Origin of the sequence: Paenibacillus bovis (assembly GCF_001421015.2) — a bacterium.
In the GTDB taxonomy this organism is placed as follows: Bacteria; Bacillota; Bacilli; order Paenibacillales; family Paenibacillaceae; genus Saccharibacillus; species Saccharibacillus bovis.
The window spans coordinates 882,383-903,525 of sequence record NZ_CP013023.1; the positions used below are offsets into that span (position 1 = coordinate 882,383).

Consider the following 21,143-nt stretch of genomic DNA (forward strand, 5'->3'; position numbering starts at 1 on the left):
GAAAAGAATAAGAGCACGTCCTCCGGTTAAGCCTGGAGATCCCTGAAGTGGTATAGGTAATGGGGATCTCCAGGCTTAAATGTCGTCCTTTGCTCTTATTTCTTTTCTTCCGTTACGCATGGTTGCATCATTCTTACATTCCACATATTGTAAATCGCAATGTTATACTGGAGATATCTCAACAAGAAGGAGGTACTGTGTATGGGCATCATTTATCTCATAGGCGTAATCCTGATTCTGGCTCTGCTCGCAGCAGTATTAGGGCATGTCATGTACCGCTGGTCCAACAGGCATCTAACCGGTATTCTCACTACAATCATCTCTATAGTAGGGGTAATGATTATTCTGGCTACTCCCATATTGTTGTGGGTGATTCTTCCGGCGCTTGCTTTTTACGGTTTACTCGCTCGCTATCCATATGCACTCAAAGCCAAATAATACAGTATCACTATTCATTCTATGCTTGGAGCTGGCGGTGCTTACCCCATATGCCAACCGCAGACAGCAGCACCAAAGAAAGCAAACCAATCAGTGGCATATTGCCAAGTGGATGGTGCACGGCTAATGGCAGTACGATAAATAGTAGAAACACTGCCAGCAGATTCCACCATAGCTCTCTGCGAGCGAATTGTATAATAGCTTGTTTCATTAAGATACCTCCGGAGTGCAGATTTGGATGATCCTCTTGCTTATACGTCAGGTATTATTATATTATCCGAGACTACTAGACTGTACGGTCTGTCTTTTTATTGTACATGGGAAATAATTGGAAAGTAAATATGAGCTACAGCAGAGGAGGACGTTCATTGAACCATTACGCCAGAAAAGCAGCACGTCTGTGTGCAGTGCTCTTACTGGGCATCGGCGTTGCAGCCTGCTCCACACAGGGAGAATCGGTGGAAGCAGAAGCGACAGCAGCGCCTGCAAAAGACAGCACAGGACCCGTCTATTATGTCGCTCCCGAAGGCAAAGACACCCAACCGGGCAGCCAGAGTGCGCCGTGGCAAACGATACAGCATGCTGCCGACCAAGCGGCTCCGGGCAGTATGATCTATATTCGCGGCGGCGTGTACCATGAGAGGGTGGACATTCGCCGCTCCGGCTCGGCTGCAGCAGGTTATATTACATATGCCAGTTATCCGGGGGAGCAGGCCGTACTGGATGGCAAGGGGGTAAAAGTGGGCGGTCTGCAGGGACTTATCGACATTGCTGACGCCAGTTATATTCGTATCCAGGGACTGGAAGTGCGCAATTACAAAACGAATTCCCGCAATGCCGTGCCGGTCGGTATCTATGTGCATGGTAGCGGACAGAAGATCCAGTTGACGGGCAATCATGTGCATCATATCGCCAATACAGCGACTCCCATTGGTCCGGATCTTACAGGTCGGGATGCGCACGGTATAGCGGTGTACGGCGACCAGGCACCGGCTGCGCTCAAGCAGGTAACTATCGACCATAACGAGCTGCATGATCTGGTACTGGGCAGCAGCGAATCACTGGTCGTGAATGGTAATGTAGACGGATTCGCAGTAACGAATAACCGGATTTATAACAGCGATAATATTGGCATCGACCTGATCGGATTCGAAGGCATAGCGCCGGACATAAAATACGACCAGACCCGTAACGGTATAGTCCGCAGTAACCGTATTTATAATGTCTCCTCTAACCAGAACCCTTCGTATGGCCAAAAGCTGCCGAATCACAGCAACTCGGCAGGAGGCATCTATGTGGATGGAGGCAGGGACAGCATCATCGAACAGAACTATTCATACAATAATGATATCGGTATCGAGATCGCTTCCGAGCATGCGGGCAGGAGTACCAGCCGTATTAATGTGCGCAGCAATGTCATTTACCATAACCGTCAGACCGGAATTGCTATGGGCGGTTATGATGAAGAACGCGGCTCCACAACGGATTCACAGATTGTGAATAATACGCTTTACCATAATGATACCCTGGGAGCTGGCAATGGACAGCTGCTGATCCAGTATGATACCCGGCGTAATGTGATCCGCAATAATATGATGGTCGCCGGAGATTCGGGTGTGCTCATTTATAACGAATACACTCGTAATTCGGGCAATAAGGTCGATTATAATTTGTATTTCGCCGAGGATGGCATTACCCGCTCCAGTTGGATCTGGAAAGGCGAGGCATACAGCGGTCTGCAGGCGTATCGCAAAGGCAGCGGCAACGATCTCCATTCTCTTTTCGCTGATCCGCAATTTGTCGATGCCCAAAATGATGATTACCATCTGCAATCTTCCTCCCCGGCAGTAGACAGTGGATATGTTGATCCCGGAATGCGGAACAGCAAGGATATGGATGGACAGCCCCGAATCTCCGGTTCGGCCATAAATATCGGAGCCGATGAATAAACGAAATGTAACTGAAAAAGCCTGCTGTCTGTTCCGTGTGCTGAATCTTCTGGCACATGGAGCAGTCGGCAGGCTTTTTGGTGTTTACAAATCTAATTATTAATAACCCAGCCAAACTAGCAGCAGGGCAATCAGCGCAGGCAGACCCTGCATGAGCCAGATTGACTTTTTGACACTCCAGCCACCGTACAGGGCAGCGACCAGGACGCAGCCGAGGAAAAAGAAAGCAATCTGCCTGCTTACGTGATCGTCCGGATGCAGTAGCGACCAGATCAGACCTGCAGCCAGAAAGCCGTTATACAATCCCTGATTCGCCGCCATCGGACGGGTTATTTGTGCCTGCTCGGATGTTGTGCCGAACGTCTTCATCACACGGGGGGTTGTCCAGAGGAACATTTCCATAATCAGAATATACAGATGTTCCAGCGCGACGAGCGCGATCATAATACTGCCAAGCATCGATATTCACTCCTTTTCCAATAAAATTATTCATAGAGGAATGGATCAAGGTAAAATTTCAGTATGGATAAGCAAAAATAGCCATCCTCAGCTAAAAATTGTTGCAAGTTGTTTTAGGTTCTCTTATTCATATTGCATGTTCTCTGTTAGCTGAATTACATCTATCAGTGTAGCATACAGACAGCAGCAGACGAATAGCGAAATTGGATTTTCTCCTTTGACAGCAGGCCTGCCAGTTATTTTGAATACATCATATTATGTAAAAAAATACCTTTGGAGTTCATTAAAATGGTCCAAAGTAGTGTAATAAATAGAGAAGTCAAATACAAACATAAGTTGGAAGGTGTTGTTTTGAAATCGATTGAGGATGGAGTAAGCGTCGCAGAAAGCTGGTTGGACCTCCATGAAGAACTGTTTAACTTTCCTCCTCATCCTGAACATGGCCGCTTTCATTCTCCATATGCCTACCGGGGAATGGATAGCGCTTCTTTTGATCTGAGTACCAGTCTGATGAGGATTGAAAATACAGGTATGGAGTCTCACCTTTTACGCAATTTTAAAAAATTCGCCCGTGCGTCACTCAAAGACGAACGCAATGACTGGGAGCTGCTGGCAGTCGCCCAGCACCATGGACTGCCTACGCGCATGCTGGACTGGTCGTTCTCGCCTTATGTGGCGCTGCATTTTGCCACATCGGATCTGACCCGTTACCATGAGGACGGGGCTGTCTGGTGCCTGGATACCGATCAGGTACATGCTCATCTGCCGTCGGCATTGCGGCATCGACTGGCTGACGATGACCTGCTCGTATTTACGGTCGAACTGCTGGATGAACTGTTCCAGGATATGAGTGATTTTGAACAGTTAAAAGGCGATGATGACTTTGTCATCTGCCTGGACCCACCATCGATTGATGAGCGGATTGTGAACCAGTACGCTATGTTCACGATTATGAGCAACCGGGATCGCGGGCTGGATGACTGGCTCAAGCAGTACCCGGGACTGTACAAAAAGATTATTATCCCGGCTGAATTGAAGTTGGAAGTAAGAGACAAGCTGGATCAGGCCAATGTAAATGAACGGATCATCTATCCGGGTCTGCAGGGAATTAGTGCCTGGCTGAAGCGGCACTGTACCAATACACGTCTGATGCGGTAGGGCGTAGATCGATCACTTTTTCGCCTGAAGATGAGGGGGAGTATCACTCATATCGCTATTGTCTTTATGTATCTCATCGATAGTCACATGTATGAATAGACACAAGACATACACACCCTATAGCATCTATATACCAAATAAAGCCGGATCACTGCTGCCTGTTCGTTGAACAGATCACAATGATCCGGCTTTTAGTTGACCTATAAAAAGACCTCTGACTATGAGGTTAACCAAGTATCTAAAAAGAGATACTCATAGCATAAATGCCTTCTCACGATGCGAGAGCCGTTAGGGTTGAGCACAATGACCAATAATCCTGAGCAGCCGGCGAAGCGATAAAACCGATTTTGCTGCGAATTTATCTCTGCGGCTGTTCCGCCAATACCTTGTTCACCAGATCACTCATGCCTTCCCATGAATCCTTCATCAGAAAGTCCTGCTGCAGCGGCAGATTCCATGGACGCGGAATACCGATCGTACGCTTGCCGGCTTCACGGGCTGCCAGCAGATTATGCGGTCCATCGTCGATCAGCACATCGAATTCCAGCAGATATTTACGCTTGGCGACAAAGAAATTCTCATACGGAATAAAAGGCAGATGCTGCTGCAGCCATCTCCATTTCTCCGGCACCGACGAAGGGCGGGCAGCGGTAACGACGATCAGATCATGCTGCTCATGAATCCGGCGCATTTCTTCCACCGTATGTTCGTCGAAAATCTCCAACTCTTCATACAGCCCTGGTCTGCCGAAAAAGACTTCCTCCGAGCATTCATGATGCCAGATCCGGCTCAGATCAAAGTTGATAATCTGCTCCATCGTCAGCGGCAGATCTGGGTAGAGCGCATTGTGATAATGAATGGCTTTGGGAAGAAGATGACAGATCGTATCATCCATATCGACAGCTACAATTTTGCGGTTCATCGGGTATCGTTCTCTCCTTATGCAAAAAGCTGCCGGGCCTTTGCCCGGACAGCTTTTATACGATATGCAATCAATTGGTAATTACAGCGTGCCCCATTTGCGGTCGCCGTTCAGGTATTTCTCGGTCAGAATCGACAGCAGTTGAATACCTACTTCGTTATGTCCGCCCTCCGGAATGATCAGATCGGCGTATTTTTTGGAAGGTTCAATAAAGGCTTCGTGCATCGGTTTGACTGTCGTCATGTACTGCTGGTGAATCGATTGAATACTGCGTCCGCGTTCTTCGATATCGCGCAGCACACGGCGCAAAATACGCACATCCGGATCGGTATCCACGAATACCTTGATATCCAATTGTTCGCGCAGCTTCTCGTCAGACAGTACGTGAAGTCCTTCGATAATAACAATATTGTTGGGCTGAAGTTCCAGCGTCTGGTCGGTAAAACGGGCATGCATCGTAAAATTATAGACTGGTGCATGAGCGACTTTGCCTTGCTTGAGTTCTTCCAGGTGCTGAATCAGCAGTTCGTTATCAAAAGCGAAAGGATGATCGTAGTTGATCAGGGCCCGTTCTTCCAGATTCAGATGCGTGTGATCTTTATAGTAATTGTCCTGAGAGATGAAAGTAACTGCTTTTCTCGTTCCCATACGTTCGATGACGGAGCGGGCGACGGTTGTTTTGCCTGAGCCGGTACCACCGGCAATACCAATAATGAGCATGGCGTTTGAATAAACCTCCCTAAAGTTAGAAACACAGTATAATTCAGCGTCAGAACCAACGCATTATGAAATCAAAATATTTGTACAGGACGAACATGAAGTTTGCACAGCAAAATGGGTGTATCTTTCACCACCCGACAAGTATCCGTGTCATACCAACAACATTCATATAGGCTTAACAAAATCAATGATCTCTTCTAATATTTTAGGATAGCATAGCTCTGAAAAATTTTCACCTGATTTCATAGAGTTGACGCATGAAATATGCGAAAAATATAAATTTGGGCGGAAGACATTTACAATTCATCCCAAAATGTATTGAGTATTTCGAAGTTTAGGTTAAATTAATCTTATATAACACTCATCTATATCTATACACAAAACCTATAGTAGAACGCTGTCTATCAACGTTGAGGAAGGAACATGCATATGACAGAATTGCAGGGAAACTATAATATTCCGCTTGTTCTACTTTCGTTGTTTATCTCCTTTTTTGCTTCCTATTGTGCACTCTATATATATGAGCGGGTTCTGATACTTCATGGACGTTCACGGCTGATCTGGATTGTATTCGGATCGGCTATTATGGGACTCGGCATCTGGTCGATGCATTTTATCGGAATTCTCGCCTATAATCTGCCGGCCGATGTACATTATAATCCCTTCTGGCTGCTGACCTCGATGCTGCTGCCTATTATCGCGGTACTGGCTGCCTTTTGGATGATCAGTGTCGATTTTATGAAAACGAGCAGTCTGCTTATGGGTTCGCTGTGGATGGGATTTGCGATTGTAGCCATGCATTTTACCGGTATGGCGGCCATGGATATGCCGTTTCAGCAGCATTATAACGGCTGGATGGTGGGTCTATCGGTAATGATCGCCTGGAGTGCCTCGTTTGCCGCACTCAAAATCTCGGCGCGTCATCGCCATCAGGAGCAGACGATCAGCCGTAAAGCTAAGCTGCTCATGTCCCTGCTGCTGGGCAGTGCGATAGCCGGGATGCACTATACGGGAATGAGTGCTCTCCATATTCATAATATGTATCCTTTGCCGGTAGAGCATCCGGTTCAAGAGACTAACGAATATACACTGGCAATCATGATTGGCGGGGCGATGCTGCTGATTCTGGTATTGCTGATGATCAGTCAGATTCTGGACAAACGCTTTGCATTCCGGCAGGCACAGATCAATCAGCGCCGGTACGATTCGATATTTGAACATAATCCGGATGTGGTGCTGCTGTTTAACCGCAGTGGAGAGCTGCTGCGTGCGAATCCGGCAGCAGAGAAAATTATGGGTTATACGATGGATGAATTGAAAAGGGTTTCTTTTACCGACATGATTATAGAGCCATATAATGATATGATCCGGGACTCCTTTCGTGATGCACTCCATGGAATCTCCCATACGGTCGAATTTATGCTCCGTCACCGGGATGGACAGGAGATGTGGCTGAGTTCGACGATGGTTCCCTGGGTAGAAAGTGACGGGGTAAAAGATATTTATACCATTTCCAAAGACATTACCAGCCGCAAGCAGGCAGAATACGATCTGCTGCATACCAAGCAGGAGCTGGAAGAAGCGCTGCGCGTCAAAGGTGATTTTCTGGCGATGATGAGTCATGAACTGCGTACTCCGCTGAATGGCGTACTCGGTATGAGCGATGTGCTGCTGGAGATGGACCTGAACGAAGAGCAAAAGGAATTTGTCGGTCATATTCATCATAGTGGAACTGTGCTGCTGCATGTGATCAATGAAGTGCTGGATTATTCCAAGCTGGAAGCCGGTAAAATGAGTCTGGCACGCGAGCCGTTCAGTATCCGGCAGCTGCTGGAAGAAACGTCCGGCCTGTTCAGTACACAGGTTCGGCAGAAGAATCTGGAACTGGATTTCTCGTCGGATGATTCTATTCCCGATGTAGTACTCGGCGATGAGCAGCGTATCCGCCAGGTGCTGATTAATCTGATCAGTAATGCGGTGAAATTTACGTTCGAGGGTGGTATTCGTATGGGGGTTCATGCGGCACCTGCAGCCTCGGACGCTGCGGAAGAGCCGGTCTGGCAGTTTAATTTTACTGTGCAGGATACCGGAATTGGAATAAGCGAGGAAGATCAGCAGCGTCTGTTCCAGCCCTTTTACCAGATTGATTCCAAAATCAACCGTACGTATGAAGGAACCGGACTGGGACTCGCTATCTGCAAAAATCTGATTGAGCTGATGGATGGGGAGATCGGCGTCCGTTCTGCCGAAGGAAAAGGCTCGCTGTTTTACTTTATTATTCCGATGAAGCGGTATGAAGATCAGCATCATGATCTGCTGTGGGCAGAGAACCTGGGATAACCCTTATGCACCCAAGAGGATACGTACCTCAAAAAAGATTTCGCTGCTGTTACTCCGGCTGCAACAAGTGTACTCCAGAAGTAATTCGCTGTAGGGATAAGCTACAACAGGCATTTGCGACACTGACCAAGCTGCGCCGTTTTGCATTTTAGAAAAAGGCCATACCCAGTACAGCAGAACCGGCAATAACGAGCAGCGGATGGGTTTTGTATTTTACAATCGCTATAAAGGCAGCTGCCCCGATCAATAGAACCAGCCAGTTCGACGGCTGCAGCAGGGACGACCAGCCGCTGGCGAATCCGAAATGAAGTGCTGCGTAGATAATCAGGCCGGTAATAATCGGACGCAGTCCATAAAAGGATGATTTGACCGCTGGGTTGCTGTTGATTTTGTAGAAAAAGCTGGCGATTAGCACCACCAGCACCAGCGAAGGCAGCACAATACCAGTAGTAGCAGCAAATGCGCCGCCAACACCGGCTGCCTGATACCCGATCAATGTTGCACTATTGGTCGCAATCGGACCCGGAGACATGCCTGCCAGCGATACGGTCTGCTGGAAGTGCTCCGGTGTCAGCCAGCCATAACGCTGGGATTCATGCTGGATCATCGGGATGACCGCATAACCGCCGCCAAAAGAAACAAAGCCTATTTTGAGAAAAGAGATAAACAGCTGCCACAGAATCACCGGAGCACCTCCTTAAATATAATATTCAATCTGTGCCTGTCGATCCTGGTCGGCAGGTCTTTCTTTTTCTGTTCGTGTATTCAGTCCCATATGCTTTTTGACACGGATAATCAGAATACCCAGCAGCAGACCACACAGAATGAGAATTACGGGATTCAGACCGGTCACCAGCAGCAGGATTAGCGCCCCGGCTGCTACTGCAATCGTCGTCCGGTCGAACAGTGCGTTTTTGCCCATACGATAGGCAGCGACTGCGATCAGACCGATCACAGCGCCTTTGATTCCCTGAAAAGCCGCCTGTACCTTGTGCAGATCACCGAATCGGGAATAGAACATACTGATCGCGAAAACAATAAAAAAGGTAGGGAAAGTAATGCCGAGCAGCGCTGCAACAGCACCGGGAATACGCCCCATCCGATAGCCGATAAAGGTGGAAGCATTCACGCCCACACCGCCTGGTGCCGAGCCTGCAAGCGACAGCAGCTCATCCAGCTCCTGTTCGCTGATCCAGCTGCGCTTGTGGACGATCTCGCGCTCAATCATCGGAATCATGGCATAACCACCGCCAAAAGTAGCAGGGCCTATTTTGAAAAAAACAAGAAATAACTCCAGTAGTGTCTTCAGTTGATGTCTATAGGATGTTTTCATAACCGTCTCCTTTGTTCACTCTTCCCAGTATATCATCTTTTAACCAAAATGAAATTAACTTTGGATAAAGGAGAATAAATAACATAGGGATTAAGTGAAAAAGTGCTGATTTTGCTTTTATAAAGATAATCTGGAGATAAATCTATTAAAAAAGAAGCAAGGATAAGTGAATATCTACCTGTGCAATAGATGAAATATGTAAATAAACAGCGACTTTATGCTATTTTGGATAAAAGTGTGGAATATATTCAACTCCGTCGATCTATTTATCAATAGACACGATTCATGCTGTTATATGTGCTTCTTCTGGTGTGTTTGACAGAGCAATTGCCACCCTTATATGATTAATTGATACCAGAGCCTGTCATATATACAGAGGTGCAGGCAGCCAAGGAGGTAGTAAACCATGCTATCATTTTTCAAAAAAAACAAGACACAGACTATAGACATTCCTGCTCCTATTACAGGGAAGGCAGTCGATCTGTCCCATGTACCAGACCCTGCTTTTGCCCAGAAAATGATGGGTCAGGGAATCGCTATTGAGCCATCCGAAGGTAAAGTATATGCTCCATTCGATGGAAATGTGGCGCAGATGTTCAAAACCAAACATGCGATCATGCTGGAGCACAGCTCTGGTGTACAGATGCTGATCCACGTCGGTGTTGATACCGTTTCTCTCAAAGGGGAAGGCTTCCAAGCTCACGTTGCCACAGGCGATTCGGTCAAAAAAGGCCAGCTGTTGCTGGAATTTGATATTGCCCAGATCCAGGCTGCAGGCTATCCGGTCATCACACCGGTCATTATTCCCGATGGTCAGGATGCCCTTCAGGGAGTGGAAGAGTATACCGGCAGCGTCACTGCTGCACAGGACAAAGTGCTGACCATTACCGTCTCCTGATCGCGTATACCTAACACCTACAATGTACAAACGAACAAAAGCAAAGAGCAAGTGCCGCTTCCTGATGCAGGCGCACTTGCTCTTTTTTGTACAATACTATCCGAAGAAACGATCAGCGGACTGTATAATAGTTGAATAGATAGAGAGGAGGGATAGCTATGTCTGTCCATGAAAATGGTGAACATGGTATGGAAAAAGAAAAACGTACCCCGGTGCCTCAAACGGAGATACTTACTCTGGGCATGGGCTGCTTTTGGGGACCCGAAGCTTTGTTTGGGCATCTGCCGGGTGTGCTGTATACCCGAACCGGTTACGCTGGCGGAACAACAGGCTCACCGGTATATCGTCAGCTGGGAGATCATTCCGAGACGATAGAGATCGAGTTTGCCCCTTCCGTTATTACACTGGAACAGCTGCTGGAGATGTTCTGGAATCATCATAATCCATCGGTGATCAATGGATACAAAGGACGACAATATCATTCCCTGCTGTTTTACCGGAATGAACAACAGCGCTGCACAATAGAACAGATGCAGCAGACAGCAGCGTCGGCGGTACGTTCCAAGTCTTCAAAGAATCCTGCTTCTTCCGAATCGGCAGGCACCGGGAATAGTGGAGCAATCGATCCTGATGGTATAGAGAAAAGACGCATGACGGAGATCCAGCCTTATGATACATGGTATCCAGCTGAAGCAAGGCATCAGAAATATTACCTGCAGCGGCAGCACCGGCTGATGGAGCAGCTGTATGAGCTGTATCCCGATCAGGCAGAGCTATTTCATTCTACGCTTGCTGCACGGCTAAATGGATTCAGCCGTGGACATATAACACTGGCACAGATCCGGCAGGATATTCCCCAATGGCCACTGTCCGAGCACCACAAGTACAGGATCAATCAATGGCTGGCAGATCAGCAGGATGAACAGTAAGTAGTACTTTCCACAGTAAGCACAATCGACTCATAGCAAACATAAACGATCTCTGCTACACAATCTGTACGGCAGAGATCGGGAACACCCACCGGTACAAGAACAGACAAGAGAAAATAGCAGCGGCTAAATTCAAAACAGAATTTAGCCTTTTCCCATGTAAACGCATTCATTGTCGAGCGGGTTAAAGGTTTCTTGCTATTTTGAATTTAGTATAGAGATTATCGGGCTATTCGGCTTCGAATATAATTGGAATTCAGACTTTGCCTTTTGGATACATCATAAATTATTTATCCTGAACAGGATGATCAACATAATAGTATGAAATTATTTTATTTAACTTTAAATGATAACTAAATTAACACATAAAACTGAAAATTTAGATATATAACTACTTTTTAGTTAAATATACTGACACAAAAAGAAGAAAAAATGAAAAACAGTATTGTAATTGGTAAAAAGATCATCTATGATAAACTCAACCTAAAGTTATAACGCTTTAACTTTTGAGTAGACAGTATCGATAGTAATGAATTATGAAGACGTAAATCGTACACGTAAAAAAGTAATACCAATCGTTATTTATTGCCATATGTCACTACACATCATTCCCCTTATCCAAAAGTAGTTAATTGATTTGAAAAAGGAGGATTATAAAGACAACCAAAAATATGCATACACATACCCTTAGGAATGACCAAACAGATTCTATCTATCCAAAAAGTTAAAGCGGTATAACTTTTGAACAAATCTGGTAGTGAGGAAGTGATAAATTGCTGACTCGTGAGATGAGAAGAGAGACGTTGTTAATGTACGCTTTTATATCGCCATGGGTGATTGGATTTACGGTTTTTGCCCTGTTTCCTATTCTGGCTTCACTCTATTACAGCTTCACCGATTATGACATTATCCATTCGCCCAAGTGGGTCGGGCTGGGCAACTACAGGGAAATGTTTGCCGATGATCTGTACTGGAATTCAGTAATGGTCACGCTCAAGTATACCTTTATCAGTGTGCCGCTGCAGCTGCTACTGGCGATGGGCTTTGCGCTGCTGCTGAATCAGAAGCTGCCGTTCAAAGGATTTTTCCGTACAGCGATGTATTTTCCGAGTATGGTGTCCGGTGTAGCCATGTCTCTGCTCTGGTACTGGGTATTCAATCCGCAGATCGGATTGTTCAACTACATGCTGTCCTGGTTCGGTGTCAAAGGACCTGCCTGGCTGATGGACCCGAATACGGCGCTGTATTCCCTTATTATTATGTCGTTCTGGGGTGTGGGCGGTGCGATGATTATTTTCCTGGCCGGACTGCAAGGGGTGCCGACGAGCCTACTGGAAGCAGCCCGATTGGATGGAGCGGGCAAGCTGTCGATTTTCTGGCATGTGACACTACCCATGATCTCGCCGGTTCTGCTATTTCAGCTGATCCTCGGCGTAATTGAATCGTTTCAGGTATTTACGCAGGCTTTTGTCATGACCCATGGAGGGCCCAGTTATTCAACCTGGTTCTATGTGTACGGTCTGTATACGAGTGCATTCAAGGAATACCGGGCAGGTTATTCATCAGCGATGGCCTGGGTGCTGCTCATTGTGGTCCTGATTGTTACGTATATCATTATGAAGCTGTCGAATCGGTATGTGTATTATGAAGGAGGGAAAAGCCGATGATTACGTCCAACCGGATGCAGGAATCGGGCGTATGGACAGCAGCACGTTCACGGCGCAAGCTGGATATGACGCGAATAATCAGCTTTATCCTGCTGATTATGATCACGCTGCTGATGCTGATGCCGCTGATTTTTATGGTTACGACTTCATTCAAGTCCCAGCGGGAGACAATGCAGTATCCGCCGACTCTTTTCCCGGACAGTCTGCAGTTCAGTAATTACATGGATATTTTCTCCCGGCTGCAGTTCGGTACGATGTATCAGAACAGTCTGATGATTGCAGTGATTACGGTACTGGCTACACTATTGTCTTCATCTCTGGTTGCTTATGGCTTCGCTCGTTTTCGTGGCAAAGGACGGAATCTGATGTTTATGCTGCTGCTCAGTACAATGATGCTACCGTATCCGGCGATTATGATTCCGCAGTTTGTACTGTTCAGCAAGCTGGGCTGGGTGGATACTTTTTTACCGCTGATTGTGCCTGCTTTTTTCGGTTCTGCGTATAACATCTTCTTGTTGCGTCAATTTTTCGCCAATTTGCCGGAAGAACTGTTCGATGCCGGTCGAATGGATGGCTGTACCGAGATCGGCATGTACTGGAAAATCGCGCTGCCGCTCTCCGGAGCAGCGATGGCGACGATTGCGATCTTTTCCTTCATTTATAGCTGGAACGATCTGCTGACACCGGTACTGTACCTGAACTCTGCTGACAAGTTCACGCTGCCGGTCGGCATGGCCTCCTTAACCTCGTCCAAATTCCGGGTAGCTCCCTGGCATCTACTAATGGTAGCTTCGGTGCTGGCTCTGCTCCCGATCGTTGTGCTGTTTATCCTGGCCCAGAAGCGCTTTGTCGAAGGCATCGTGCTGACCGGTATCAAATAAAGGGGGAATGGTTCATGGTTAATATCCAAAGGAAATGGTACCGAAAAACGCTGACAGTCCTCAGTACCCTGCTCGCTACGACGATGATACTGAGCGGTTGTGGAGGAGGCAGCAACAATGCGGGAGCAGGCGGGGATGCAGTGACGATCACGTATTATACGATTGATTCGCCGGATCGTACCTTTGTCGAACAGCTGATTCCGGATTTTGAGAAGCAGCATCCCAATATCAAAGTCAAAGTCGCGACCGCTCCCTATGAGCAATTTGACAGCAAGCTGCAGACGATGATCGCAGGCGGCAATGCCCCGGATATCACTTCACATTTCGGCTATGGAGGGTTTGCGGAGTATTACAACAAGGGCATGCTGCTGGATATGACCGATCTGCTCAAGGAATCCGGGTTCCAGGCGGACAAGTACAAGATTCCACAGAACCTGATGGACATTTACCAGGTGGATGGTCATACGTACGGCATACCATTCAGCTCCTATGTTACGCTGCTGCTCTACAACAAGGATCTATTTGATGCTGCAGGCGTAGCCTATCCGCCATCGGATTATAACGACAAGAGCTGGACGTTTGACAAAATGGTCGAAGATGCCAAAAAGCTGACAGTCCTTTCGGACGATCCGAACAAGCAGCAATACGGCCTGCAGTTCGGATGGGGCGAGCTGGATAACCGTCCATTCTACTTTGGTGCCAAAATGTATTCCGATGATACCTGGAAAAATGGCGGCGTACCGTCCGAATCCTACTTTGACTCACCGGAAGCGATCGCAGCGTACCAGAAAATTTTTGGGCTGGTATTCGATGACAAGGTATCTCCACCTCCCGAATGGTCTGCCAGTGTAGCCGGTCAGGGCGGTGATCCTTTTGTAACCGGTAAGGTCGCGATGTCGGTGGGCGGTTCGTGGAACCTGTCGGGTGCCAATGATTTTGGCTTTAATGTGGGTGTGGCTGCTGTTCCGGCAGGCGGCAATGACAAGGTGCGCAGTACATTGTTCGTCGATCCACTTTTTATTCTTAAAGATTCCAAGCATCCCAAGGAAGCCCTGGCGTGGATTGAGTATTTGCTGCAGACCGATATTCAAAAGCAATCGATCGAGCTGAGCGGCGGTACGCCTCCGGTAAACCAGGATGCGGCCGAAGATTATTACTCCCATTTCCAAAGTATAGATCCAAAGGATCTACGCAATGTATATGAAGGCGCATATCAATACGGCTACGAGTCATTCAATCACCTGATCGTCAACTACTCCCAGATCAACGATATGATGATCAATGAAATGCAGCCGCTGCAAAACGGTACTGCCAAAGTGGAGGATGTGATGCCGAAGGTTCAGCAGAAAATGGAAGAGATTCTCGCCCGTTCCAAAAAATAAAATTCTGTCATAAATACCGGCAACTGTAGTGAGTACCGTATTCCTTCCTGTATAATGAGCACAAAAACGGATGTCAGCTTTACTGCAGTGAAGGAAGCCTTATTCAGTTCGCTGATACAGGAAAGACTGCATCAACTAGGAGAATACACAATGAAAGCCAGTATATTTGATGTTGCCAAACGTTCCGGTCTATCCGTGGTCACGGTCTCCCGTGTACTTAATGGTGCGGATACCGTGCGGGAGAAAAATCGCCAGAAAGTGCTGGATGCGATCAAAGAGCTTGATTATCGCCCGAGCGCGGCGGCACGTTCACTGGCCCGGGGGCGAACCGGAACGATCGGTCTGATCGTCACGACGCTGCATGATTCTTTCTTTGACTCGGTAGCCAAGGAAATTAACGATGCGCTCGCGTTGCAGGGTTATTATCTGGCCATCTCGGTATCCAGCGGATTCGGCAATGAAGAGAGTCATTATCTGATTCAGGAAGATCGGGTGGATGGATTGATTCTGCTGTCTCCTTTGGAGGAAGACCGTTTTGTAGCGGAATTGAAAAAGCGCAATATTCCGTATGTATTGATCGACAACCAGCTACAAGAGAACAATTCGGCTTCGATCAGCGTGGATAATTTCAGCGGTGGCTATGAAGCGACCCGTCATCTGCTGGAACTGGGTCATCGCGAGATTGCACATCTGAGCGGGCAGGAAGTCTTTTTGAGTACAAGGGAGAGGCGGCAAGGATTCCTGTGGGCCATGAAGGAAGCGGGACTGGAACCTTTTGCGATGGAACAGGGTGTATATGGTGTGGAATTTGGCTATGAGACGGCACAGAAATGGCTCAAAAGTGGCAAGCTGCCTACGGCGCTGTTCGCAGGGGATGATCATATGGCGATTGGATTTATCAATGCACTGATGCGAGAAGGCATCCAGGTCCCCCGAGACATGTCGGTGATCGGTTATGATGATCAGATGCTCGCTTCCCAGCTGCATCCGCTGCTGACGACGATGCGTCAGCCTGCCGATCACATCGGTCTGGCAGCTGTCGATATCCTGCTGCGCAAAATGGCGAATCAGAACAAACGTATGAATGGAATCAAATTAAAACCGGAGCTGATTATACGACAATCGACTGCCGCTAGAGGTGAATAATGTGAACTATTACCTGGGTATTGATGCTGGCGGAACCAAGACGCTGGCGTATGTTACCGACGAATCCGGGCGTCTGCTTGGCCGCGGCCTTGCGGGTAACGGCAATCATCAGATCGCCGGACAGCTGGCTGCGGACCATATCGGTCAGGCAGCCGACGCGGCGCTCAGGCAGGCGGGGATACGGAGAGAGCAGCTGACATTTAGCTGTTTTGGACTGGCGGGAGCTGACCGTCAGGCCGATTATGATATCCTGCATCCGATGATTCTCGGTCTTGGCTTTGTAAATTATGAAATTGTATGTGATACGATTATCGGCCTGCGTGCCGGAACCAACCGGCCATATGGCATCTCGGTGATCTGCGGTACCGGAACCAACAGCGCCGGTGTTTCACCGGACGGCGAGATTTTTCAGTGTGGCGGATTCGATTATATGTATGGAGATTTTGGAGGAGGAGGCATGCTTTGCACCGAGGTATTCCGTACCGTTATTCGTGCCTGGGATGGCAGGGAGCAGCCAACGCTGTTGACCGGTCTGCTGCTGGAAAAGCTCGGTTATCCGGATGTATCCACGATGTTTCATGATTATCTGGATCACCAGCAACAGGTCCCGCTTCAGGTGGCCGAGCTGTTATTTACAGCAGCCGCAGAAGGAGACCGGGCAGCACTCGATATTCTTGCCCGTCAGGGACAGGAGATCGGCCGATCGGTTACAGCAATTGTGCATCGGCTCGGTATGCAGCAGGAGACATTCGATGTAGTAATGGCAGGCAGCTTGCTGACCCGGGGAGACCGCGGCTGGATCAGCTTTTGGATTGAAGCGGCTATGCAGGAATGTGCTCCTTATGCTTCGCTGGTACGGCTGGATATGGAACCGGTCGTAGGAGCTGTCCTTCGGGCTATGGAAAAGACGGATATTACGGTTTATGAGAGCGTATACAACCAACTGCGTGAACATGGCAATCTGCATCCGTTATCTGCAGAGCTAATAGAACCATAGCATCCGGGACACAAGTGCAGAAACTTTGGATCAAGCGAAATATACAGCTCATTCAGGTGAAATTACAGATTGGAACTATAGGACAGGATGTGATCTGATATGTCAAAGAAACTGAAAATTGCAGTAATCGGCGGAGGGTCCTCGTATACGCCGGAATTGGTAGAGGGGTTTATTCGTTATCATAACGAGCTGCCAGTACAGGAGCTGTGGCTGGTCGATATTGAGCCGGGACTGCACAAGCTGAATATTGTAGGCGAACTCGCCAAAAGAATGATAGCTGCATCCGGATTACCGATAGAAGTTCGTCTAACAACGAATCGTAGAGATGCAATTAAGGGAGCAGATTTTATCAGTACCCAGATGCGGGTCGGTATGCTGGCTGCCCGGGCACAGGATGAGAGCATTCCGCTGAAGTATGGAGTGATCGGTCAGGAGACGACCGGACCGGGCGGCATGATGAAAGGGCTGCGTACGATCCCGGTTCTGCTGGATATTTGCCGGGATATTGAAGAGCTGGCTCCGAACGCATGGCTGCTCAATTTTACCAATCCTGCCGGTATGGTCACCGAAGCGATTACCAGACACAGCACAGTACGGAGTATCGGATTATGCAATGCACCGATCGGGATGATGAAATGGCTGACTTCCCAATATCAGGTCAGTCCGAATCGTGTATATGCCGAGTTTGTCGGACTGAACCATCTGCACTGGATCACCCGGATCGAGGTGGATGGTCAGGACAAATTGACCGAGCTGCTGGACAATCGTCAGGAATACGCGGCGGTGAATGTATCCCATCAGGATTGGGATGGAGATTTCCTGCGTTCGCTCCGGGCGCTTCCGTCTTATTATCTGAAATACTTCTATATGACACCTGCCATGCTGGAAGATCAGATCCAGGCAATGCAGGGTGAAGGTAGCCGTGCCGAAGTCGTCAAAAAAGTCGAAGAAGAACTATTCCAACTGTACAGTGATCCTCATTTGCAAGAGAAACCCAAGCAGCTGGAACAGCGTGGTGGTGCCTATTATTCTGAAGCGGCCGTCAATCTGATGCGCTCCCTGTATAACGGTACCGGCGATGTACAGACATTGAATGTACCCAACCGGGGCATTATCGATTTTTTGCCGGATGAAGCCTGTATTGAAGTGAACTGTCTGGTGACTGCGAATGGTCCGCTGCCGATCCAGCTCACCACCATTCCGCAGCATATCCAGGGACTGATCCATGCAGTGAAGACGTATGAACAACTGACGATCGAAGCAGCGATAACAGGTGACCGGGATATTGCGCTTCAGGCGATGGTGCACCATCCGCTGGTTCCATCGGTGGATATTGCCAAAGCGCTGCTGGAAGAAATGCTGGAAGCCAATCGTCCTTATCTACCGCAGTTTTTCCAGAAAGAGATGCCTGCTGAAGATAAAGCGCTGGTCTAGCAACTCCCTATAGGACAGGCTTTGCCTTACACAAAAATGAAGGAGGAATCAGAAGTATGCGACATGTTATCCGTAAAAGAAACATATTGAGATCCCGTCTGACCTATCTCTCCCTTGTTTTGACAATGATTATTGCGTCTATTGGCATGACCGGGATGCCGGGTACAACATATGCGGCCGGAGAGAAAAAGCCTTTTCCACAGCAGGTTAACTATCCAGGTGTGATCAAGCCCAATCATATTACCCAGGCGCAAATGAATCGGGAGGTATCGGGCTACTATGATTGCTGGAAATCAACTTATCTCAAGCATGATCTGTCTTCGCTGCCAGGGGGCTATTATGTGAAGGGCGATATTACTGGTGATGCCGAAGGATTTGAGCCGCTGGGCACATCGGAAGGGCAGGGCTATGGCATGATCATTACCGTATTGATGGCCGGTCATGATACCAATGCACGTACAATCTACGATGGACTGTTCAAAACAGTCAGAGCCTACCACAGCAGCGGCAACCCAGCATTGATGGGATGGGTGGTTGCAGATGATTCGGCAGCTCAGGGTCACTTTGGTTCCGCTACCGATGGCGATCTGGATATTGCCTATTCACTGATTCTGGCAGATCGGCAGTGGGGCTCCGGCGGTACTGTCAATTATCTCGCCGAAGCCAAAAAGATGATCAGTGCGATCAAGTCCAGCTACATCACGAGCAATAATGGTATCAATCTGGGTGACTGGGACTCCAAATCCGGCTACGATACCCGCCCTTCCGACTGGATGCTCAGTCATCTGCGCGCCTATTATGATGTGACCGGCGACCAGACCTGGCTGAATGTGATTAATAATCTGTACAACAAATATGCTCAGTTCAGCGCTGCCTATTCGCCAGCGACTGGTCTGATCTCCGACTTTGTCGTGGGCAATCCGCCGAAGCCTGCACCGGAATGGTTTCTGGATGAGTTCAAAGAGACTAATGAATATAACTACAATTCTTCCCGTGTCCCTTTGCGGATAGTTATGGATTATGCCCTTTATGGAGATACACGTGGCAAGAATATCGCGAGCAAAATGGCAACATGGATTCAAAAGAAAACCGGCGGTAACCCGGATAATATCAAAGACGGCTATCAGCTGAATGGCAACGATCGAGGCAGCTATGCCACAGCCGTATTTGTAGCGCCATTTATATCGGCAGGGGTGACGGACAGCAGCAATCAGGCATGGGTGAACAAAGGCTGGAGCTGGATGGTTACGCACAAGGAAAGTTATTTCAGCGATTCTTATAATATGCTCAATCTGCTGTTCATCTCCGGCAACTGGTGGAAGCCTTGAGAATGAACAGATAGGCTGTCGTGTCGTACATTTGCAGGATAAAGTGCCGGCCTGTCTGAATTTAAAATCTGGATGAAAAGCACAGTTCGAATCGAGAGTCTCATTTCCATCCTGTACAGCAATCCATTCGCCAGACCGGGCAGCAGGGTCTGGCGAATTTGCTGTGTGCTTTTTTACTATTGAACGATCCGGCAGTACACCGGAAGTGCCTTTTTTATAAAAGGAGCCGTAAGGGCATATGGTATAGTAGATACATACAGATTATCCGGCAAGACGATACCTGCCAAACAGGAGAGAAACCAATGAGACTACTTACACTGAACACCCATGCCTGGCACGAGGAAAATCAGCTGGAGAAGATCAGCCAGCTGGCAGACTTTATTAATAAGCAGCAGTTTGATGTGATTGCCATGCAGGAAGTGAACCAGCTGGCTGCCGAGGAAGCAGTAGCGGTGCCGGATCTGGGACGCTACTATAATGCCGATCCAGAAACAGTTATCCGCAAAAATAATTATGCTTACGTGCTGCTGCAACAGCTGCAATACGATTATCACTGGACGTGGATTCCTGTACATTCCGCTTCCCGGCGAACACTGGATGAAGGTCTGGCCATTCTATCCAAAACGCCACTGACCGCTCATATGCACGGACATGTATCCCAGCTGCAGGACTATAACAATTCCAAAACCCGTAAAATACTGGCGGTACAAACCGAACAAGCAGGGCAGCCGCTCTGGCTGGTTAATGGACATTTTGGCTGGTGGAATGATGAGATTGAGCCGTTTCGTCCACAGTGGGATGCAGCCGAGCAGCTGCTGGAACCGTATCAGGAGCAGCTTATGTTCTTTCTCGGCGACTTCAACAATGTAGCGGAGATTCGCGGCGAAGGATACGATTATATGATGAAGCAGATCTGGCACGATACGTATACAGCTGCAGCGGTCAAAGACGCCGGCCATACCGTCGTCAAGTCAATCGCCGGCTGGGAAGGCAATGCGCGTAATCTGCGGATCGACTATATTTATGCCAATCGTCCGGTACAGGTGCAATCTTCCCATGTAGCTTTGAACGGTGAGAATGGTGCAGTAGTATCGGATCACTTTGGTGTAATGGCTGTAGTAGATATTTAAATGCAGCGCAGCCAGTTGTTGATTATGAGAGA

The 21,143-nt window shown here is 48.1% G+C and carries 20 protein-coding genes; 14 read left to right on the forward strand and 6 right to left on the reverse strand.

Annotated features, from left to right (window positions below):
- Positions 1 to 201 precede the first annotated feature (201 nt).
- A complete protein-coding gene (locus tag AR543_RS03830) occupies positions 202 to 438 on the forward strand; it encodes a hypothetical protein (RefSeq protein WP_060531975.1) in 237 nt (78 codons plus the stop codon).
- A gap of 19 nt (positions 439 to 457) precedes the next feature.
- Here the strand turns inward: AR543_RS03830 and AR543_RS03835 are convergent, their stop codons facing one another.
- On the reverse strand, positions 458 to 649 hold the full coding sequence (locus AR543_RS03835; protein WP_060531977.1) for a hypothetical protein: 192 nt from the start codon (positions 647 to 649) through the stop codon (positions 458 to 460).
- 157 nt (positions 650 to 806) lie between these two features.
- On the opposite strand from AR543_RS03835, the gene AR543_RS03840 reads away from it, so the two are divergent.
- On the forward strand, positions 807 to 2,387 hold the full coding sequence (locus tag AR543_RS03840; RefSeq protein ID WP_060531979.1) for a right-handed parallel beta-helix repeat-containing protein: 1,581 nt from the start codon (positions 807 to 809) through the stop codon (positions 2,385 to 2,387).
- Between the two features lie 99 nt (positions 2,388 to 2,486).
- Here AR543_RS03840 and AR543_RS03845 read toward each other — a convergent pair whose 3' ends face one another.
- Positions 2,487 to 2,846 (reverse strand): DUF1304 domain-containing protein, encoded by a 360-nt coding sequence (locus AR543_RS03845; RefSeq protein WP_418304209.1) that lies wholly within the window; start codon positions 2,844 to 2,846, stop codon positions 2,487 to 2,489.
- A 351-nt stretch (positions 2,847 to 3,197) separates the two neighbouring features.
- Here AR543_RS03845 and AR543_RS03850 point away from each other — a divergent pair, with 351 nt between their 5' ends.
- On the forward strand, positions 3,198 to 4,004 hold the full coding sequence (locus tag AR543_RS03850; RefSeq protein ID WP_060531983.1) for an FRG domain-containing protein: 807 nt from the start codon (positions 3,198 to 3,200) through the stop codon (positions 4,002 to 4,004).
- A gap of 358 nt (positions 4,005 to 4,362) precedes the next feature.
- Here AR543_RS03850 and AR543_RS03855 read toward each other — a convergent pair whose 3' ends face one another.
- Entirely contained in the window at positions 4,363 to 4,926 is a 564-nt protein-coding gene (locus AR543_RS03855; RefSeq protein WP_060531985.1) for a 5' nucleotidase, NT5C type, read from the reverse strand.
- Between the two features lie 81 nt (positions 4,927 to 5,007).
- On the reverse strand, positions 5,008 to 5,646 hold the full coding sequence (gene udk / locus AR543_RS03860) for a uridine kinase (protein WP_060531987.1): 639 nt from the start codon (positions 5,644 to 5,646) through the stop codon (positions 5,008 to 5,010).
- A gap of 429 nt (positions 5,647 to 6,075) precedes the next feature.
- Here udk and AR543_RS03865 point away from each other — a divergent pair, with 429 nt between their 5' ends.
- Complete coding sequence (locus AR543_RS03865) at positions 6,076 to 7,986, forward strand: sensor histidine kinase (protein ID WP_060531988.1); 1,911 nt, start codon at positions 6,076 to 6,078, stop codon at positions 7,984 to 7,986.
- Between the two features lie 148 nt (positions 7,987 to 8,134).
- Here the strand turns inward: AR543_RS03865 and AR543_RS03870 are convergent, their stop codons facing one another.
- Positions 8,135 to 8,671 carry a chromate transporter gene (locus tag AR543_RS03870; protein ID WP_082472107.1) on the reverse strand — a complete coding sequence of 179 codons (537 nt, stop codon included), beginning with the start codon at positions 8,669 to 8,671 and terminating at the stop codon, positions 8,135 to 8,137.
- Between the two features lie 12 nt (positions 8,672 to 8,683).
- Positions 8,684 to 9,319 carry a chromate transporter gene (locus AR543_RS03875; protein ID WP_060531990.1) on the reverse strand — a complete coding sequence of 212 codons (636 nt, stop codon included), beginning with the start codon at positions 9,317 to 9,319 and terminating at the stop codon, positions 8,684 to 8,686.
- Positions 9,320 to 9,725: 406 nt separating this feature from the next.
- On the opposite strand from AR543_RS03875, the gene AR543_RS03880 reads away from it, so the two are divergent.
- From AR543_RS03880 to AR543_RS03925, 10 genes are all read left to right on the forward strand, one after another.
- Complete coding sequence (locus AR543_RS03880) at positions 9,726 to 10,217, forward strand: PTS sugar transporter subunit IIA (RefSeq protein WP_060531992.1); 492 nt, start codon at positions 9,726 to 9,728, stop codon at positions 10,215 to 10,217.
- A 158-nt stretch (positions 10,218 to 10,375) separates the two neighbouring features.
- Positions 10,376 to 11,146 (forward strand): peptide-methionine (S)-S-oxide reductase MsrA, encoded by a 771-nt coding sequence (locus tag AR543_RS03885; RefSeq protein WP_060531994.1) that lies wholly within the window; start codon positions 10,376 to 10,378, stop codon positions 11,144 to 11,146.
- Positions 11,147 to 11,955: 809 nt separating this feature from the next.
- Positions 11,956 to 12,813 carry a carbohydrate ABC transporter permease gene (locus AR543_RS03890; protein ID WP_418304216.1) on the forward strand — a complete coding sequence of 286 codons (858 nt, stop codon included), beginning with the start codon at positions 11,956 to 11,958 and terminating at the stop codon, positions 12,811 to 12,813.
- Positions 12,810 to 13,694 carry a carbohydrate ABC transporter permease gene (locus AR543_RS03895; protein WP_060531998.1) on the forward strand — a complete coding sequence of 295 codons (885 nt, stop codon included), beginning with the start codon at positions 12,810 to 12,812 and terminating at the stop codon, positions 13,692 to 13,694. The genes AR543_RS03890 and AR543_RS03895 overlap by 4 nt, the downstream gene beginning before the upstream one ends.
- 14 nt (positions 13,695 to 13,708) lie before the next feature.
- Positions 13,709 to 15,076, forward strand: a complete 1,368-nt coding sequence (locus tag AR543_RS03900; protein ID WP_060532000.1) for an ABC transporter substrate-binding protein — start codon at positions 13,709 to 13,711, stop codon at positions 15,074 to 15,076.
- A 150-nt stretch (positions 15,077 to 15,226) separates the two neighbouring features.
- Entirely contained in the window at positions 15,227 to 16,222 is a 996-nt protein-coding gene (locus AR543_RS03905) for a LacI family DNA-binding transcriptional regulator (protein ID WP_060532002.1), read from the forward strand.
- Between the two features lies 1 nt (position 16,223).
- Positions 16,224 to 17,219, forward strand: a complete 996-nt coding sequence (locus tag AR543_RS03910) for an N-acetylglucosamine kinase (protein ID WP_060532004.1) — start codon at positions 16,224 to 16,226, stop codon at positions 17,217 to 17,219.
- Positions 17,220 to 17,318: 99 nt separating this feature from the next.
- Positions 17,319 to 18,653, forward strand: a complete 1,335-nt coding sequence (locus AR543_RS03915; RefSeq protein ID WP_060532006.1) for a 6-phospho-beta-glucosidase — start codon at positions 17,319 to 17,321, stop codon at positions 18,651 to 18,653.
- 56 nt (positions 18,654 to 18,709) lie between these two features.
- Complete coding sequence (locus AR543_RS03920; protein WP_060532008.1) at positions 18,710 to 19,981, forward strand: family 8 glycosyl hydrolase; 1,272 nt, start codon at positions 18,710 to 18,712, stop codon at positions 19,979 to 19,981.
- Between the two features lie 302 nt (positions 19,982 to 20,283).
- A complete protein-coding gene (locus AR543_RS03925) occupies positions 20,284 to 21,111 on the forward strand; it encodes an endonuclease/exonuclease/phosphatase family protein (RefSeq protein WP_060532010.1) in 828 nt (275 codons plus the stop codon).
- Positions 21,112 to 21,143 lie beyond the last annotated feature (32 nt).

Bases quoted from the DNA above. Each gene is read 5' to 3' on its own strand.
- udk (WP_060531987.1), bottom strand. From the start codon at position 5,646: ATGCTCATTATTGGTATTGCCGGTGGTACCGGCTCAGGCAAAACAACC.
- AR543_RS03875 (WP_060531990.1), bottom strand. From the start codon at position 9,319: ATGAAAACATCCTATAGACATCAACTGAAGACACTACTGGAGTTATTT.
- AR543_RS03855 (WP_060531985.1), bottom strand. From the start codon at position 4,926: ATGAACCGCAAAATTGTAGCTGTCGATATGGATGATACGATCTGTCAT.
- AR543_RS03880 (WP_060531992.1), top strand. From the start codon at position 9,726: ATGCTATCATTTTTCAAAAAAAACAAGACACAGACTATAGACATTCCT.
- AR543_RS03915 (WP_060532006.1), top strand. From the start codon at position 17,319: ATGTCAAAGAAACTGAAAATTGCAGTAATCGGCGGAGGGTCCTCGTAT.
- AR543_RS03925 (WP_060532010.1), top strand. From the start codon at position 20,284: ATGAGACTACTTACACTGAACACCCATGCCTGGCACGAGGAAAATCAG.
- AR543_RS03830 (WP_060531975.1), top strand. From the start codon at position 202: ATGGGCATCATTTATCTCATAGGCGTAATCCTGATTCTGGCTCTGCTC.
- AR543_RS03835 (WP_060531977.1), bottom strand. From the start codon at position 649: ATGAAACAAGCTATTATACAATTCGCTCGCAGAGAGCTATGGTGGAAT.
- AR543_RS03845 (WP_418304209.1), bottom strand. From the start codon at position 2,846: ATGCTTGGCAGTATTATGATCGCGCTCGTCGCGCTGGAACATCTGTAT.
- AR543_RS03905 (WP_060532002.1), top strand. From the start codon at position 15,227: ATGAAAGCCAGTATATTTGATGTTGCCAAACGTTCCGGTCTATCCGTG.
- AR543_RS03900 (WP_060532000.1), top strand. From the start codon at position 13,709: ATGGTTAATATCCAAAGGAAATGGTACCGAAAAACGCTGACAGTCCTC.
- AR543_RS03865 (WP_060531988.1), top strand. From the start codon at position 6,076: ATGACAGAATTGCAGGGAAACTATAATATTCCGCTTGTTCTACTTTCG.
- AR543_RS03920 (WP_060532008.1), top strand. From the start codon at position 18,710: ATGCGACATGTTATCCGTAAAAGAAACATATTGAGATCCCGTCTGACC.
- AR543_RS03895 (WP_060531998.1), top strand. From the start codon at position 12,810: ATGATTACGTCCAACCGGATGCAGGAATCGGGCGTATGGACAGCAGCA.
- AR543_RS03885 (WP_060531994.1), top strand. From the start codon at position 10,376: ATGTCTGTCCATGAAAATGGTGAACATGGTATGGAAAAAGAAAAACGT.
- AR543_RS03890 (WP_418304216.1), top strand. From the start codon at position 11,956: ATGTACGCTTTTATATCGCCATGGGTGATTGGATTTACGGTTTTTGCC.